Annotated in this window: 15 protein-coding genes; 9 read left to right on the top strand and 6 right to left on the bottom strand. The window is 68.8% G+C overall.

All coding sequences use genetic code 11. The annotated features are described in order from the left end of the window. From DIZ26_RS26000 to DIZ26_RS37560, 3 genes are all read right to left on the bottom strand, one after another. A partial coding sequence (locus DIZ26_RS26000) for an amidase (RefSeq protein WP_112246049.1) occupies nucleotides 1–1,016 on the bottom strand: 1,016 nt, incomplete at its 3' end. 29 nt (nucleotides 1,017–1,045) lie between these two features. Then, complete coding sequence (locus DIZ26_RS25995; RefSeq protein WP_157979819.1) at nucleotides 1,046–2,890, bottom strand: AfsR/SARP family transcriptional regulator; 1,845 nt, start codon at nucleotides 2,888–2,890, stop codon at nucleotides 1,046–1,048. A gap of 26 nt (nucleotides 2,891–2,916) precedes the next feature. Then, entirely contained in the window at nucleotides 2,917–3,084 is a 168-nt protein-coding gene (locus DIZ26_RS37560; RefSeq protein WP_157979818.1) for a hypothetical protein, read from the bottom strand. Between the two features lie 618 nt (nucleotides 3,085–3,702). Between DIZ26_RS37560 and DIZ26_RS25990 the strand changes: the two genes are divergently transcribed. The 6 genes from DIZ26_RS25990 to DIZ26_RS25965 all read left to right on the top strand — a co-directional run bounded on the left by DIZ26_RS25990 (nucleotide 3,703) and on the right by DIZ26_RS25965 (nucleotide 7,079). Then, on the top strand, nucleotides 3,703–4,299 hold the full coding sequence (locus DIZ26_RS25990; RefSeq protein WP_112246044.1) for a lytic polysaccharide monooxygenase auxiliary activity family 9 protein: 597 nt from the start codon (nucleotides 3,703–3,705) through the stop codon (nucleotides 4,297–4,299). A gap of 150 nt (nucleotides 4,300–4,449) precedes the next feature. Then, the gene (locus tag DIZ26_RS25985; RefSeq protein ID WP_112246041.1) at nucleotides 4,450–4,953 is read left to right on the top strand and encodes a hypothetical protein; all 504 of its coding nucleotides are present in this window, start codon (nucleotides 4,450–4,452) and stop codon (nucleotides 4,951–4,953) included. A 188-nt stretch (nucleotides 4,954–5,141) separates the two neighbouring features. Then, nucleotides 5,142–5,420, top strand: a complete 279-nt coding sequence (gene ctaJ / locus DIZ26_RS25980; RefSeq protein ID WP_112246103.1) for an aa3-type cytochrome oxidase subunit CtaJ — start codon at nucleotides 5,142–5,144, stop codon at nucleotides 5,418–5,420. Then, nucleotides 5,407–5,805, top strand: a complete 399-nt coding sequence (locus DIZ26_RS25975) for a DUF5130 family protein (protein ID WP_112246039.1) — start codon at nucleotides 5,407–5,409, stop codon at nucleotides 5,803–5,805. Before ctaJ ends, DIZ26_RS25975 begins: the two co-directional genes overlap by 14 nt. 3 nt (nucleotides 5,806–5,808) lie before the next feature. Continuing rightward, a complete protein-coding gene (locus DIZ26_RS25970) occupies nucleotides 5,809–6,384 on the top strand; it encodes a GNAT family N-acetyltransferase (RefSeq protein ID WP_112246036.1) in 576 nt (191 codons plus the stop codon). Between the two features lie 68 nt (nucleotides 6,385–6,452). Next, nucleotides 6,453–7,079, top strand: coding sequence for a response regulator transcription factor (locus tag DIZ26_RS25965; RefSeq protein WP_112246033.1), 627 nt, complete (start codon nucleotides 6,453–6,455; stop codon nucleotides 7,077–7,079). A 48-nt stretch (nucleotides 7,080–7,127) separates the two neighbouring features. On the opposite strand, the gene DIZ26_RS25960 is transcribed toward DIZ26_RS25965, so the two are convergent. Both DIZ26_RS25960 and DIZ26_RS25955 read right to left on the bottom strand, forming a co-directional pair. Beyond that, a complete protein-coding gene (locus DIZ26_RS25960) occupies nucleotides 7,128–8,585 on the bottom strand; it encodes a dynamin family protein (RefSeq protein WP_112246030.1) in 1,458 nt (485 codons plus the stop codon). Beyond that, a complete protein-coding gene (locus DIZ26_RS25955) occupies nucleotides 8,582–10,429 on the bottom strand; it encodes a dynamin family protein (protein ID WP_198676288.1) in 1,848 nt (615 codons plus the stop codon). The genes DIZ26_RS25960 and DIZ26_RS25955 overlap by 4 nt, the downstream gene beginning before the upstream one ends. 560 nt (nucleotides 10,430–10,989) lie before the next feature. On the opposite strand from DIZ26_RS25955, the gene DIZ26_RS25950 reads away from it, so the two are divergent. Continuing rightward, nucleotides 10,990–12,075: a zinc ribbon domain-containing protein gene (locus tag DIZ26_RS25950; RefSeq protein ID WP_112246023.1), complete on the top strand. Its 1,086-nt coding sequence runs from the start codon at nucleotides 10,990–10,992 to the stop codon at nucleotides 12,073–12,075. Here DIZ26_RS25950 and DIZ26_RS25945 read toward each other — a convergent pair. Further along, nucleotides 12,072–13,625: a fibronectin type III domain-containing protein gene (locus tag DIZ26_RS25945; RefSeq protein WP_112246020.1), complete on the bottom strand. Its 1,554-nt coding sequence runs from the start codon at nucleotides 13,623–13,625 to the stop codon at nucleotides 12,072–12,074. The genes DIZ26_RS25950 and DIZ26_RS25945 overlap by 4 nt on opposite strands. Nucleotides 13,626–13,822: 197 nt before the next feature. On the opposite strand from DIZ26_RS25945, the gene DIZ26_RS25940 reads away from it, so the two are divergent. Continuing rightward, nucleotides 13,823–14,485: a DUF4255 domain-containing protein gene (locus DIZ26_RS25940; protein ID WP_112246017.1), complete on the top strand. Its 663-nt coding sequence runs from the start codon at nucleotides 13,823–13,825 to the stop codon at nucleotides 14,483–14,485. Further along, entirely contained in the window at nucleotides 14,482–16,533 is a 2,052-nt protein-coding gene (locus DIZ26_RS25935) for an ATP-binding protein (RefSeq protein ID WP_198676287.1), read from the top strand. The genes DIZ26_RS25940 and DIZ26_RS25935 overlap by 4 nt, the downstream gene beginning before the upstream one ends. The last annotated feature ends 263 nt before the right edge of the window (nucleotides 16,534–16,796 follow it).

Genomic DNA, 16,796 nt, shown 5'->3' with positions numbered 1-16,796 from the left:
GGGGTGGTGGGGAGGGGGAGGGTTACGGCGGGGTGGCCGGTCAGGTTCACGGGGGCGGTTAGGGCTGGGAAGTCGAAGTGAGACTCGGCGCCTAGTTTGGGTGGGGGTGCGGTCATGGTGGGGAGGGCCAGGGCGCCGTACCGGGAGAGCAGGGTGTCCAGGTGGGCGCGGAACTGGCGGCCTAGTTCTCGGGCGTCGGCGATCATTGCGGCGTCCAGGTAGTTGCCTCGGGTGATCCAGTCGCGGACTCGGTCGCTCATTCGGCCGTCGGCCAAGAGGTGTTGGTGCGAGTTGTGGCCTTCGGCGTTGATGATCAGGCCTGCGGCGACGCCGGCTCGGAGCCAGCCGGTGAGGGGGACGTCGATGATTTCGTGGCCGGAATTGGCCAGGGCTTCGTCTATGGCTTGATCGATGGTGGGGTCGATGGTGAGCTCTGGTAGGCGGAGGCGCGCGATGGGGCCGTCGTACGGGGCGGGGGTGAAGCCTGGTTCCAGGAGTTGCATGGCGTCGATGAGGCCGGTGGCGTTGGGGGCGATGGCGCCGATGGTGTCCATCGTGGGGGCGAAGGGGAAGACGCCGTCGAGAGGGAGGCGGCCGGTGGTGGTTTTCAGGCCGGCTACGCCGCAGCACGCCGCGGGGAGGCGGGCGGAGCCGCCGGTGTCGGTGCAGATTGCTATGTCGGCTTCGCCTTTGGCTACCGCGACGCCGGAGCCGCTTGATGATCCACCGGGGACCAGGGTGCGGTCGAGGGGGTTGCGCGGAGTACCGGTCCAGGGGTTGACACCGTCGGGGGGGCGGCAGAGTTCAGTCTGGTTGGTTTTGCCGACGATGACTGCGCCGGCCGAGCGGGCACGGGCGACGACGGGGGCGTCCTCGACAGCGGGTTTTGCGTGGTCGCCGACGGCGGGGCAGGCGGCGGTGGTTGGCAGGCCGGCGATGTCGATCGCGTCTTTGACCGCTACTCGTGGCCCGGTCGCTGTGGTCGGGGAATCAAGGCGGACGAGCCAGGTGGTCATGGAGTCCCACTTCTGAAGAGAGGTAGTGGTCAGGCTGCGGGTTGCCAGGTGTGGGGGTTGTGGTGGATGCGTTCTAGGGCGGCGCCGCGTTCGTGGGGGGCTTCCTCGGTGAGGGCGCGTTCTCTGGCGTAGGCGCGCACGAGCGGGTGCATCGTGTAGAGGTCGAGTTGCCCGACGCGACTGCCACTGACCTCCGCGAGGCCTCGGTCGGCCAAGGCGTTCAGCAGGTCGTGCACCTGGGCAAGCGGAGCATCGAGCAGTACTGCGGTATGCCAGACCGAGAACTCCCCGGTCAACCCGATCGCCATCAGCCGCAGGGCGCGTCGCCGAGCCAGCGGCAGTTGGTCGTAGCTCGCTTCGATCCGCGCGCCGACGTCCAGATCGCCCAGCCGCAGTTGGTCGAAGGGCTGCATGCCGTACGTCAGCCGACCGACCACCTGAGTCACCGTCAGGTCAGGATTGGCCGCGAGCCGGCCAGCCACCACCCGGATCGCCAACGGCAGACGACCAGTTGCTGCCAGCAACCTTCGGACCGCGCCCGGCGAGTCGGACCCGTGCCGCGGTCCAGCCAGCGAATCCATCAATCGCACAGCCTCGGAGGTGCTGAAACCGTTCAAACGAAGGTGATTCGCGCCTTCCAACGCAGCCAGCCGAGCCCGCGACGTGAGCAGCACGCTGCTCTTGCCGCCACCCGGCAGCAACCAGCGAACCTGGTGCTCGTCCGCCACATCATCCAGTAGTACGAGCAGCCGTCGGCCGGCCACCAGGTGCCTGAAGAGCTGGGTCCGCTCGGACGCTCCGGCAGGCAGTTCGGCCTCGGTCACCCCGAGCGAGTGCAGCAGCTCGGCCAAGGCGGTCGACGGCTCCATCGGGTCCGGCGTACTGCCGGCCAGATCCAGATAGAGCTGTCCGTCCGGGAACTCGTCGCGAATCCGGTCGGCCACGTGCAGTGCGAGCGCGGTCTTGCCGGTTCCTGCCAGGCCGACGACTGCGGCGGTGCCACCACCGGCACGCAGTACGGCGTCCAGTCGGTCGGCCATCGCGGTCCGGCCGGTGAAGTCGGTCGGTGCCGGCGGCAACTGGGCCGGCGCTGTCGGGGTCGGCCGGGTGACGACCTCGACCACTGGCGGGGCGGTGAGATCGGCGTCCTGCTCCAGGATCGCCTGGTGGAGTTCCTTGAGCTCTTCGCCCGGGTCGATGCCGAGTTCCTCGGCCAGGTGGCGGCGGCAGGCGTCGTACGTCGACAAGGCCTCGGCTTGGCGGCCGCAGCGGTAGAGCGCGAGCATCGACAGGCCTCGGACACGTTCGGAGAAGGGGTGCTGGTTGACCATCGCGGCCAGCTCGGACACCACCCGGTGATGGTTGCCGCGGGCAAGTTCTGCGGTCATCAGTGCCTCGCCGGCGGTCAGCCGCGCCTCGTCGAGGCCGGGCTGCTCGATCGCGGCGAGGTATTCGGTGGCGCCCACGAGTGCATGACCCCGCCAGAGCGCGAGTGCCGAGCGCAGCGAGGTCACCGCCTCGGCGTACCGGCCGGCGGCCAGCGCGGCGTGTCCGGTGGTGGCGTGGGCCTGGAACTCGTCCAGGTCCACCCACGCTCCCGGGGCACGCAGCAGGTAGCCACCGCGCTGGCGGACCAGCTCGACCTGGGGGCCGAGCTGGTTGCGGAGCCGGGAGACGTAGGTCTGGATCTGGGCGTTCGAGGTGCTCGGCAGCTTGCCCCGCCACAGCATCTCGGAGACGGTCGAGTCCGAGACCACCTGGTCACGGCTCAGCAGCAGCGTGGCCAGCACGGTCTGGATCTTGGACCCGCCGAGGGCGAGGCGCTCGCCGCCCCGGGTGACCTCGATCGGGCCGAGGAGCTGGAACCTGATCATCGTCGTCACTCGGCTCGATCGGTCCGTCAGCCCCAGCAGCCGATGCACTCGGGCTGGTCAGGACCCGCCACCGTCACCGTCGCCGGGCTCGCGGGCTGGTCGGCGGCCGCCGAGGCGATCGTCGCGCCGGCCCCCACCAGCACGACGCCGGTCACGGCGATGACAATTCGGACGGTGCGGAAGACATTCTTCATGGTGTTTCCCCCAGCTTGGTCGTGGTTTTCTCGATGCCACGACCCTGCCTGCGCGCCGACGCGATGTCACCAGTATTCGACTGTCCTGAAGTTGCTTTGGCAACACCCTGAAGGCGATCATCCGGGCGTTTGGTCTGCACCGATGAGCGCCTATATCAGGGATGCCACCCCCGGTTCACCTGGTTTTTCCAGTACCGCCACCAGGCCTCCGCCAAGCGCACTCGACCAGCATAATCACACACCGTGAGCGCGCAGGGCAACTTTTGTCACGGCCGCCTCGGTCGATATTCCCGCCGCTCGGAGCGGTATTTGCCGTGAAGCACATTCGATCTGCAGAATTGCCGAGTTTGTTATTTCCCAGCACTATTTGAAGGTTAATAAACCGATTTGATCAATTTCCGGCATAGACCGCATCCGGTCGCCCCTGAAATGGCCGCGACGAGCGGCCGGAGCCGCCACGATGATCGCGGTCCGTGCTGAGGAGATCACAGAAAGTCAGAAGATCGGGCCGTGAACCGTTGACAATAGATTTGAACGGTTGTTATCTATCCCCATCGAAGGCGCCTTCCTTCCATTCCTGCCGCCCCCAGCTTCACGGGAAGAAGAAGGAGTGTCCGCATGACGCGAGCACGCAAACTCAGCATGGCCGGTATCGCCGTCGGCGCCTTGGCGCTGACGGTCAGTACGTCGATCCCGCTGGCCTACGGTCACGGGTACACCACCTCGCCGATCAGTCGGGCCAAGAACTGTGCCAACGGCACGGTGCAGAACTGTGGCCCGATCCAGTGGGAACCGCAGAGCACCGAGGGGCCGAAGGGTTTCCCGGCCGCGGGTCCGCCCGATGGCAAGCTCTGCTCGGCAGGGCTGTCCCAGTTCGCCCAGTTGGATGATCAGCGGGGCGGTGCCTGGCCGGCCACCCAGTTGACCGCCGGCGCGAGCTACACGTTCCGCTGGCACCTGACCGCCGCGCACGCCACCACCGATTTCAAGTACTACATCACCAAGCAGGGCTGGAACCAGAACGCCCCGCTGACCCGCTCCGCGCTCGAACTCACGCCGTTCCTGACCGTCCCGTACAACGGCGCGCGCCCGGCGACCGACGTCGGCCACCCGGGCACACTGCCGAACCGGACCGGACGGCACATGATTCTGGCCGTCTGGACGATCGCCGACACGGGGAACGCCTTCTACCAGTGCTCCGACGTCAGGTTCTGACGGCCCAGGATTCGGAGGCCGGGTCGTCCGCCCCCGGCCCGGCCTCCGAGGTTCGCGTTACGGACCAAGCGGTCCGGGTTTGGTGAATAACTTTCCCGGGCAAGGCACTCCTTGAAACCTTCCGCCCCATCGTTTCAAGGAGTGCCGCCCATGAAATCCGTCCTCCGTCGCGTCCTCGTCCCGGTCGTCGCACTGATCGTCGGGCTGCTGCCCGGCGTGATCGTGATCGAGCAGGCGTCGGCGCTCACCAAGCTCACCCAGGCTCAGGCAGAGTCGATCTTCCGCGCCGCCGGGATCACCTGGTCCTCGTCCGGCGGGTGCACCACCCGCTCGAACTCGACCTGCACCTCGTTCGAGCAGATCAACGACACCACCGTGTACGGCGTCCGCACGCTCAAGCAGGCGAGTGGCTGCGCGATCAACATCACCGGCGGCACCGAGGTCGGCCATGCCTCCGGGACCTACAGCCACTACAACGGCTACAAGGTCGACATCAGCAAGTACACCTGCATCGGCAACTACATCCACAACACGTTCGCCCGGATCGCCAACCGCGCCGACGGGTATCCGCAGTGGCAGTCGGGTGCCGGCAACCTCTACGTCGACGAGGGCAGCCACTGGGACATCACCTACTTCAACTGCGGCGGCTGCTGAAGCGCCGACTCAGGCCGGTCCGTCAACTGCGGTGATTGCCGAAGCTCTCAACCGCGGCGGCTGCCGAACGCGGCGGACCGGCGTACGGCGTACCGGCGTACCGGCGTACTGGCGTACCGGCGTACTGCGTGCCCGCCTGGGGTGAGGCCCTGGGTGGGCACGGTGCTGTGCAGGTTAGGCTTCGGATCGTGACTCCATTGCTCTCCGGCCACACCTTGCTGGTGTTCGTCGGCATCCCCGCTCTGGTCATCGCGGTGGTGGCGCTGCTCGTGTTCGCGTCCTCGATCGCGAGTGGACCGCGCTACCGGCCGGGTTTGTCCTGGTGGGCTCCGCCGGTCTGGATCGGCGGCCCCGAGCCGCTCAAGCCGAACCCGGCGAACCTGCCCGAGCTGCCCGCCGGCGACAACTCCGCGACCGCCTCCACCGGCGTCGCCCGCACGACCGGAGGCGCAAGTGCCAGCTGGTGACGCATTCACCCCCGATCAGCTCTACGACATCGAGCGCGCGGTCCGGCACGCGGAGACGGTCTCGGGCCTGCACTTCTCGGTGTACGTCGGCGGCGCCGACTCCGAGACCCGCCCGTTCGCCATCGAGCTGCTGAACGAGCTGCCGGATCCCGACCGCAGCGTGCTCGTCTACGTCGACCCGGCCGGTCGCCGGCTGGAGATCGTCACCGGCCCGCTGGCCCGCCGCCAGCTGAGCGACACCGCGGCCGGCCTGGCCGCGCTGGGGATGCAGACCTCGTTCGCCACCGGTGACCTCGCCGGCGGCCTGGTCACCGGTGTTCAGCAACTCGGCTCGCACGCACGTCAGGCGCCGATGTTGCACGCAAACCAGCCACACCAGCAATAAGCGGTGCCCGCGCTGCAACCTCGTCGGCTGACCGTCGACGAGCTCGTACTCCGTCCGTTCACGGCCGACGACGAGCCGGCCGTGAGCGCGGCGCTCGAAGACCCCGGCATCCTGCGCTGGACAGCCGGTACGGCGGTACTGCGGACGCCGGTGCAGCAGCGCGCGGCGAAATGGCTCGAGCACCGGATCGACGGGTGGGCCAGGGGCAACGCGGTCTTCGCGGTCGCTGACGCCGCTACCGATCAGGTGCTCGGTTCGGTCACCCTTCGGGACGTGCATCGGGTGCCGGATCAAGCCGTCTGCGCCTACTGGGTCGGCCCGGCGGCTCGCGGTCGGCGGATCGCGGGACGCGCCCTGGATGCCGCTGCCCGCTGGGCTTTCACCCCGGCGGCCGAAGGTGGCCTCGGCCTGCATCGGCTCTCCCTCGACCATGCCCTGGTGAACGAGGGCTCCTGCAAGGTCGCGACGCACGCGGGCTTCCGTCTCGAAGGCACCATGCGGGACTACTACGTGGAGCTCGACGGGCGCCGCCACGACTCCCATCTGCACGCCCGCCTGGCCACCGATGAGGGTTTGTAGAGCGCGCGTAGAACTGGCGTGGAGCCCGGTGCGGGACAGTGAGGGCCTTGTCCTTGGGGAGGGTTCCGATGAGTGCGCCGATTTTGACCTACGTCCACGGCAGTGACCCGATCTCGCGGGCGGGGGTGATCAGTCAGCTCCGGGCGCGGCCCGAGATCCGCCTCGTCAACGAGATGGAGGTCGACGAGGCCGCCGTGGCCCTCGTCGTCACCGATGTGCTCGACGAAGAGACCGCGCGGGCGATGCGAGCGTTGCGGCGTGGTGATCTGCCGCGGTTGCTGCTGGTCGCGACCGTGCTGGACGAGGCGACGCTGGTGGTGGCGGCGGAGATCGGCGTCGGCGGGTTGCTGCGGAGGATCGATGCGACACCCGAGGTGCTGGTGCGGACGATCACGCGAGTGGCGACCGGCGACGGCGAGATCCCACCCGACCTGCTCGGGCGGTTGATGGAGCAGCTCGGCCGGCTGCAGCGCCAGGTGCTGGCGCCACGCGGTTTGACGTTCACCGGGCTGAGCCCGCGCGAGGTCGACGTACTGCGGCTGGTGGCGGACGGGCTCGACACCGGTGAGATCGCCGACTCGCTCAACTACAGCGAACGCACCGTGAAGAACGTGCTCCACGAACTCACCACGCGTCTCCAACTCCGCAACCGCTCCCACGCCGTCGCGTACGCCGTCCGCGAGGGCCTCATCTAGCTCGGCTCACGCGAGGCGGCTCGCCCGCTCGCGGGTACGTCGTACCGGCTAGCCGGCGAGGAGGCCTTCGAGGGTTCGGGTGGCTACTCGGGCGGCCAGTTGGGCGGGGCGGCTGGTGAGGGGGTGGGTCGCGAAGCCTTGCCAGGAAGACAATGCGACCAGGGCTGCTTGACGTACGTCGTCGTCGGTCGCGTCGTCCGGCAGCCCTAGGCGCGCGGTCGGCGCGTGCCCGGAGCCGCCGAGCAGGCGCTCGAGCTGCTCGGTCCGTTCGGGCTTCAGGGTGACGCCACCCGACCTGAGATCGGACAGCAGCCGGATCTCCTGGAACTCGTGCGCCCCGGCGCTGATCTCCTCCACCCGGGCCTGGAGTCCGGGCTCGAAGGTGCCTGAGCGCAGCAGTTCGGTGAGCGCCGCGACCGCGGAGTACGCCTTGAGTACCCGGCTGCGGGTCTCGAACTGGCGGACCAGGATCGCGCGGAGCCGGTTGAGACCGCTGCGCTCGGTCAGCTCTGTGCTCAACTCGGACGAGTTCGTCGCGACACCGGTTCGGATCAGCTCCACGCTCAGCCGTACGCCGTACAGGCCGAGTCTTCCCAGCAGGTGTTCGCGTTCGAGTTCGGTGACCGGCAGCCCGCTGGGCGTCGAGACGAAGCGGTCGGCGGTCAGCAGCAGTTCGGTGACCTCGTCGATCGGCGCTTGGGCGATCGCGGCCAGCATCGCGTACTCCGCCTCGCGCAGGGTGGTCGCGGTGTGGCCGAGCAGCCCGTTGACCGGGACGATCACCGGGCACAGCCGGTGCAGCCGCGGCTCGGCCTCGTACCGTTGGGCGACCCGCTCCGCGACCTCCATCGAGTCGAGCCGGCACGAACCGATCTCGTCGGCTCGGGAGAGCACGCCGATCGCGTTCATCGGCGTCCCGTGCGCGAGTTCGTCGTCGTGGAACGACTCCAGGAAACGGATGTCGCTGGAGTGCGTGTGTCGCAGGAGATAGAGGATCGCGTCCGCCACCGGGACGCGGCCGTCGTCGGCGGCCAGCACGCGTTGGGTGCGGGCGGACACGTCGGCCGAGATCGACGCGATACCAGGGGTGTCGAGGATGGTCAGATCGCGCAGCCGGCTGGTCGGCCAGCCGATCTCGAGGTGGTCGACATCGGCGGGACGCAGGCCGCCGAGATCCACCTGCAGGGCGCCGCCGTCGCGATCGTACGGGCGTTCGTGGGGCTCGCCGTCGAGTGGGAAGAGCGTCGCGTGCGGCCGGTCGTCGAGGAAGTACCAGGTGACGATCTGGGTGCACTCACCCGCGTCGGTCGGTGCCAGTTCCTCGCCCAGCAAGGCGTTCAGCAGGGTCGACTTGCCCGCCTTCACCTTGCCCGCGATCGCCAACCGCAGCGGCCCGGTCAGCCGAGCCCGGATTTCGTCCAGCTGCGACCGGTCCTTGTCGGTGGGCGCCGATTGCTGAGCCTGATCGATGACTGCCAGGATGGCGGCCGACAGATCGTCGGTCATCGTCCACCTCCCGCTCGCCCGCCGCTGGATCGGCCTGCGTCGGGTGACCCGGCCGGGCGTCCGCCGGCGAGGGCGAGTTCGCGGAGGTTGGTGCGCATCGCGCGCAGTCGCTCGGTCTCGGCCGCAAGTTCGGCCGCTCTTGCGGATTGCTCGGCGGGGGCGAGTTTGGCGGTGCGGTCCGCGGCGGTCAAGGCGGCGGTGGCGGAGCGATGGATCAGGCCGGCTCTCTCCTGGAAGTCGTCGCGCAGTTGACGCTGCGTCTTGCGCAGGCTGTCACGAGTGTCCTTGTTCATCACGAACGCGACCTCGTCGATGTACCGGCGTACGGCGGCCTTGGCCTGCTGCTGGCGGTAGGTGCGCTGGCGCTTGCGTTCGTCCTTCAGGAGTTTGCCGCCGATGCCCGCGCCGAGCGTGGCCGCGATACCGACGGCGACGACCGGTGTGATCAGGGCAGAAACGATGCTGAAGGCAATCATCGGGACGAAGATCCCGGTCCGGCCGGCCATCATCAACGACTGGAGCCGGCCGCCCGGCATCGACAGACTCGCGGCCGAGGCCAGCTCGAGCTGGTCCAGGTCGGCGCTGAACTGGGACAGCTCGACCTCGACCTCGGTCCCCGCCTCGAGATCGAACGCTTCGGCGACGCGTTCGCCCAGCTCGCGGGCCCGTTCTATCAGCAGGTCGCGGTTCGCCACGCCGACGACAGCGACCTGGCGGCGCAGCCAGACCTCGGTATCCGTCCACGTCTCGGTCGGGTCGCCCTGGTCGATGATCGTCTCGACGTCGCGCATGACCGTACGCAGCCGGCTCTGCAGGTCGTGCTCGACATCTGCGACCAGGTCGGCGATCCCGTCCGACAGGGTTTGCTGCCAGGTAGCGCTGGCGGCAGTGAGTCCTGCTGCTTGGTCGCGCACCCGGGCGAGCTTGGAAAGCACCTCTGGTCGGCTCTGCGGCTTGGTCAGTACTACGCGCTCCGCGTCGGACTGCTGCGCCAACTGGCCGGCCACGAAGTCGACTTCCTGCGCGACGGTGGCTGCTGCGCGCGTGGTACCCGGTACTACGACTGCTGTGGCGAGGAATTCGACCAGTGGCGCGAAACCGGACTCCTGGTTGAGCTCTGGTCGCTGGGCTGCGCGCAGGCGAAGGAAGGAGGAGACAGGGAAGATCGGCAGGTCTATGCCGGCCTTGGCGAGGTGGGCTTGGTTCAGCTCGACGATGCGCCGCCAGTGGCCGTACAGGTCGGTCTTGGTGATGACCAGCGCTGCTGCCGGGCAGCGGGAGATCGCTGTCTTGAGGAACTCCAGCTCCGGGCCGGTCAGCTCCTGTGCTGCGTCGGTGACGAACAGGATCGCGTCTGCCGAAGCCAAGGCCGCGAGCGTGAGCTGGCCGTGGACTGAGTCGAGGCCGCCGACGCCTGGGGTGTCGAGCAGGCTGAGGCCCGAGCGGAGCATTCGGTGGGGGACTTCGACGGTCACCGATTGCAGGCGGCCTTGCTCGTCGGGGTCGGGGGATTCCGAGACCAGTTGGGCGATCTGGCTGAGGGGTGCTGGGTAGCCGACGGGTGGCTGGCTGGGATCCGTCTGCCGGTACGCCGTGAGGCCGGGCTGCTCGCCGTACCGGACCAGCGTCGGTACCGCGGTCACGATGTCCGCGTCGACGGGGCAGACCGCTGTTTGGAGGAGCGCGTTCACCAAGGTGCTCTTGCCGCGTTTGAACTCACCGACGACCACCGCGGTCACCGTGCGCGAGTCGAGCTTCTTCTTGGCGGTTTCGAGCCGAGCGGTCAGGTCGGGGCGCTGGCGATCCTGGGTGAGAGTCCGCCCTTGGTCGATCGCCGAGATCAACTGGCTGACACTCGTGCGCGGCCTTGGCGCCGGCTTGGGCTCAGGGGCAGGCGAGGGAGGCGGAGTGGGGACGGGGGGCTGAGGCTCGGGAATCGCCGGGTCGGGCACGGGCGGGATCGGCTCGGGCGCCAGCGGTTCAGGCTGCGGCACAGCGGGATCGGGCCGCACCGGAACCGGCTCCGGCGCAAGCGGCTCGGGAGCGAGCGAGTCGGGCGTCAGCGGCTCGGGTGCAAGAGGCTCAGGCTGGGCTGCAGGCGGTTGAGGCTCGGGGCTAGGCGGCTCGGGCTTGGGAACGAGTGGCTCGGGCTCGGGGCTGGGCGGCTCGGGGTCGGCGGGTGTGGCGGGTTCTGTGGGGGCGGGCTTTTCGGTGGACCAGGCTAGGTAGGTGTTGCACGACGTGCAGAAGATCGCGCTGTCGTCGTTCGCGCGTCCGCAGTTGTCGCAGTTGATCATCGGTTGCCGATCCCCCCGGCGTCCGTCGGTTCCACCGTCGTATCCCACAGATTAGCGTCCTGAGCCGCGTCGCCAGTGCCATAATCACCCGCAAGGGGGCGATGGGGATGAGCGAGGATGTCTGTACCGCCTGCGGTGAGCGCAACCCGGCCGGCTCGGCCTTCTGCCTGTACTGCGGGGTCTACCTCGGCTGGGACCAGGCGACGGCCGACGAGCGCCCGCCGGTTGGCCAGTCCGCCACTGAACAGACCGCGGCGGCAACTCAGCGGTCAAGCCAGGGCGGAGCTGGGTCGGTGTCGACACAGCTGCCCTCTGTGGACCCGGCACCCGAACAGGCAAAGCCAGCCCGCACCACGCAGTACGAAGATGTGTCGGGGCGGCCGAAGCCTGGGGAGGTGGCGTGTCCGCAGTGCGGTGTGCCGAACGCGGTGACGCTCAGGTTCTGCAGCAAGTGCGGCAAGGTGCTGCGGCCGACAGCGTTCACCAGCCAGACGCCGCCGGTTGTTGCCAGCCAGACCTGGTGGCAGCGGCTGTGGGATCCCAAGGACCGCAAGGCCCGCCGCGAGTACCGTCGAAGCCTGCCACCGCTCTACCGCTGGCGCCGCGTGATCACCGCAGTCGTCGCCATCGCCGCTGTGCTGACAGTGTTTTCGATCGTCGGCAAGAACCCTGTGAGTTGGGCAAAAGACCGCCTGTACGACGTACGCGGAACCCTGGTGGCGGTCGACCCGGTCGTGTTCGCCGGTGCGCCGCCGCAGTCGGTCGCACCCACCTACGCCGCGGCCGCCCTCGGCACGGCTCCGCTCGACGATGCCTGGGCCACAGCGTGGGACCCCACGAAGCTCGCACCGCTCGACGGGTGCCCGGGGAAGTCGGCAGCCAGGGGCATGGTCACGGTGAACTTCAAGGACCCGGTGCGCGTACGGCGGCTGGATGTCCGCGCAGGCCTGCCGGCTGCCAACGCCAATCGCCAGCTGCAGTTCCGGCCGAGCACCCTGCTCGTGATGTACGAGGGACGCTGTAGCGAGCTACAACTCAAGGACAGCAGCGATCTGCAGCAGCTGAAGCTCGACACCGGAGTACCGGTCAAGCAGCTGCTGCTCGCCGTCGGCGGGACCTATCCCGCGCGTGCCGATGCGCCTCAAAACCTCACAGCGCTGACCAGCGTGACCGCGCTGTCCCGCCCGCGCTAGCCGGCAGGCGGTACTGCGGGCTGGAACCGCGGGCAGGTCGAGCTTCTGATCTGCTGCACCTGCGGGGATCTGCAGACCGCTTGCGCCTGGTCGGGCGAGCCCGCTGGGCCCACGTAGACCACCCAGTCGTCCGGCATCGGCTTCTTGGTGTCGAGCCGGTACAGCCCCGGGTACTGGCCAGTGGCATGCAGGGCCTTCGCATCGACCCCGGCGCTCTTCAACTGCGCCGCCAGACCCTTGGCATTCTGTTCGGCGTTCACGAGTGCGCCGGGAGCCAGGTCGACGGCAGCGATCCACTGGCCCGGTGCGAACTGTGGTGCGTCGACCCCGACGGACGCGGATGGCTGGCCGGTCTGGGTCGGGGCCGAGCTGGGCGGTGCAGAGGTGGTCGCCCCACCGGGCGGCGCAGTAGACGTTCCACCCGACGGCGGCGCACTGCTGGGTGGTGCGGAAGTCGGCGTCGCCTTCCCTGTTGTTGCACAGGCGGCGGCAGATGGCGGTCCTTCGAGCTTGCCGTTGACTGCGCTCAGCTTGAAGCAGTAGTGGGTACCGGCGTTCAGGCCTGTGACCGTCTTCGCCGTCTGCTTCACGTCCACGCCGCGCTCGGACTTGTTCACGTGCCCGGCGTCGTCGACGTAGTAGAGCGCATACGAGTCGATATTGGGCAGCTGGGCCCAGACGAGCGCGATGGACGTTGGTCCAGCCGCAGCTGCAGTCAGTACGGGCTTGCCGGGAAGAGTTGTGCCGTCGCCTGTCGGGGTCGCTGCGGCGCCACCACCGCGGGTGAGGGCGAAGGCCAGTACGCCGATCAGGGCGGCTCCTACGACGGTGGCTGCGGTGATGACGCCTCGCGTGAGGATCGGCTTCTGGGTGAAGGCTCCGTCCACCACCGGGCGACCGGGATCGACCCCCGGCGTTTCCGGCATGCCGAAGGGGCGTGGGGGATCGGGCTCGCCGACGACCTTGAAGGGGAGGCGGGTCGTGGAGCCTCGTAGTACTGGTTTGCGGGTGCGGGCCTTGATCCGCGCGGTCACTGTTGCGCCCAGCGGTACGTCGACGACGTCAGGGCGGATCAGGAACCCGAGCGCCTGGTCGGGGTCGGACCCGACGATCCGCAGCCGGGCCGGGGCGTTGCCCCAGTTGCTGAACTGGATCGTGTGCAGCCCACGCCAGCGCCCGGACGACGTGACCGGGGTCAGCTTGGCCTGCAGCCCGAACACCTGGCCGATCTCGAGCTGGCCTTCGACGACTGCGCTGTTCAGCGGATCGACCTCGGACTTCGCCCGGATCCCGAACGGCACCGTGCCCGCTGGTCCGGTCGGGCCGGTCGGCGGGTTGAAGACGATCGTGGCCGTCTCCTGCTGCTGCGGATAGACGGACAGGACGGGCGGCGTCACCTCGGCCCACGGGATCGGCTGCTCGCCGACGACGTCCAGGGCGTAGCTCTCGACGATCGTGCCCGGGTTGAGGACGGTGACCTCCGCCCGGACCTGGCCGCCGGGCTCTACAGTCAACTGGGTCGTCTCCAACCGCAGTACCGGGTCCGTCACTCGGCTCTCCCCCTACTCCGTCGCCAGGTCGATCACCGGCGTCGCTCACAGGCTAAGCCCGTACTGCGTACCTCGTGGAGGGCCGGCCGCCTGCCTCCCGGTGCAGCCGGGCTTGCCCGATCGGGCAGCAGACCGTGCCCGAGGCTCGACCCCAGCCCGCTGCGGCACGGCTCAGTCCGGGCAGAACACTCGTTGCTGTGATCCAAGAGGTGGACTCTGCGCTGCAGACGCTGATCCAGCGCGAAGCGATCGGCGCGCGGGACGTCGAAGTGGTGTTCGACGCCCCCACCAAGGAGTGGTCGAGCCGTCGCAACGCACCGACGATCGACGTGTACCTCTACGACATCCGCGAGGATCTGCGCCGCCGCGAGCGCGGTCTGTTGAACGAGTACGACGCAGAGCAGCGGATCACCGCGCGACACCTGCCGCCGCGTTACTTCAAGCTGTCCTACCTGGTGACGGCGTGGACGCAGCGACCCGAGGACGAGCACCGCCTGCTCTCCGGGCTGCTCTCCTGCTTCCTCCGACACGAGGCCCTGCCCACAGACCTCCTCACTGGCCCGCTGGCCGAGCTGGGCCTCTCGGTGCCGGTCTCCATTGCGCTACCGCCACCGGAGGACCGTTCTTTCGCCGACGTCTGGTCCGCACTCGGCGGAGAACTCAAACCGTCTCTGGACCTGGTGGTCTGCGCGCCGACCCCGACCGGTCGCGTCTACGAGGCGGCGACACTGGTCGACCAGCCGCCGCGCGTGTCGATGGGTGGGACGGACGGCTGGCCGCCCCGCGAAGTGGCAGGACGCAGTACCGCGAACGAGCCGCAGCGACCCAATCCCCGGCGGCCCCGCAAGAGGACCGGGTGACCGCACAAGGGCTGGACTATCTCCTGGCGCGCCTGGGCCTGGTCGAGGACCGGATCCGGGCGCTCGTGGCGCAGCGCCGTGCGGACGATCCGTCGATGGACGACCCGTTCCGCGGTCTGTACGTCAACGACGAACTCGTCGATCGGCTGCTCAGCGGTCAGGCCCATACGGCGGTCGTCGACGAAACCGCGTTGGCGGCACTGGAACGATCGGCTGACGAATTCATTGCCGAGGGCAACGTCATTCGGTTGCGCCGACTGGCTGCGGTCGCAGGGCTGACGGCGCTGGACACCGAGTTGCTGGTGATCGCGCTGCTGCCCGATCTGGACAGCCGGTTCGAGCGGCTCTACGGCTATCTCAACGACGACGTGACCCGGCGGCGGCCGAGCGTCGGCCTGGCGCTGGAACTCGCGGGTGCCTCGTCGATGTCGTCGGTGGCGCGGGGCCGGCTGACGGCGAGTGGGCCGCTCGTGGATCGCGGTCTGCTGATCGTCGAGGATCCGGAGCGGCCGTTCCTGACCCGGGCGATCCGGGTCCCGGACCGCGTTGCCGCGCATCTGCTGGGCGACGACCTGCCCGATCATCGGCTGGTGCCGATGCTGGAGGAATTGACGGCGTACAAGACCGATGCGAGCGCGGATCTCGGCCGGAGCCTGGCGGCCGGCGTACGGCTGGTTCATCTGCGCGAGCACGAGGCCGGTACCGGGCAGTCGATCGCGGCGGCGGCGTTGGCGGCCGCTGGGCGGGGCGTGGTGGCGGTGGATCTGCGGTTGATGGCCCGCGACTCCGATCCACTCGGGCTGGCCGTGATCGCCGGCCGCGAGGCTTTGCTGCAGGACGCGGGATTGGTCGTCGGACCGGTGGAGGCGTTGGCGGAGTCGTCGCTGGAATCGCTGCACCGGTTGAGCCGCTGGGATGTCCCGGTCCTGTTCATCGGTACGACGACTTGGGATCCGCGGTGGAGTCCGGAGACACCGCTGACCGTGGATGCGCCCGTCCTCGGAGCACATGACCGGATCGAGCTCTGGCGGGAACACCTGCAGGAGTCCGAGCTCGATCCCGAGATCCTGGCCTCGCATCTTGCACTGGGTCCCGGGCAGGTGCGGAATGTCTTCAAGACAGCGGCCGCCTCGGCGCTGCTGGCGGGCACTGCGATCACCGCGGACGACCTGCGCCGCGGCGTACGGGCTCAGAACGCCGCTGGGCTCGAGCGGCTGGCTCGAAGGATCGAACCCGAGGTCGGGTGGGACGACCTTGTGCTGGCCCCGGCGGTGCGGCGGGCGTTGCAGGGGTTGGCTGCTCGGGCCCGGCATCGGGACACGGTGTTGACCGACTGGCGGATGCGGCGGGGTGGCGGACGTGGGCGTGGCGTGACCGCCTTGTTCGCGGGCGATTCCGGCACCGGCAAGACGATGTCCGCCGAGGTGATCGCGACCGAATTGGGGCTGGATCTCTACACGGTGAACCTGGCGACCGTGGTCGACAAATACGTCGGTGAGACCGAGAAGAACCTGGAGCGGATCTTCAGCGAGGCCGGTGGCGTCAACGCCGTACTGTTCTTCGACGAGGCGGACGCGATCTTCGGCAAGCGCAGTGATGTCCGTGACGCGCACGACCGGTATGCCAACATCGAGAGCGCTTATCTGCTGCAGCGGCTGGAGAGTTTCGACGGGTTGGCGATCCTGGCCACCAACCTGCGGGCGAACATCGACGACGCGTTCACCCGGCGGCTCGACGCGATCATCGACTTCCCCGCGCCGACGCCAGACCTGCGACTCCGCCTCTGGCAGCAGTGCCTGGCACCACCGCTGCCACTCGGCGACGACCTCGATCTGTCCTTCTGTGCGGAGGCCTTCGAACTTGCCGGAGGCAACATTCGGTCGGCCTCGGTGAGCGCTGCCTACCTGGCGGCAGAATCCGGCCAGCCGGTGCGGATGGCCGACGTGATCGCGGCCGTCGGCCAGGAGTACCGCAAACTCGGCCGACTCGTCCTCGAACGCGAATTCGGCCAGTACTACGCGCTGCTCGACCGGCCGGTGCTTGGCTGAACGCCCTCGGGGGCGTCGAGTGCTTTCAGGGTGTTATCCCGGTGTCGTTCCAGTCGCTGGAGGGCCTTTCGGGCAGAGATGATTGCCCCGGGAAGTGCCTGCGTGCTGTCGGTACGGCGTACTCGGGCGGCCCACGCTCTTGGGATGGCCGGCGCGCGCCCGACGGGTCCCTCTGTGAAGGCCGACGTCAGTGACGCCCTCGCCGAAGGCCGGCGACGGGCCGCTGGCGATCGTCCGGAGCGTGCCGTTCCATCGGAGCGTGC

It is taken from the genome of Kribbella monticola (assembly GCF_003261635.1).
Taxonomy (GTDB): domain Bacteria; phylum Actinomycetota; class Actinomycetes; order Propionibacteriales; family Kribbellaceae; genus Kribbella; species Kribbella monticola.
This window is presented reverse-complemented; position numbering and strand designations above follow the sequence as displayed.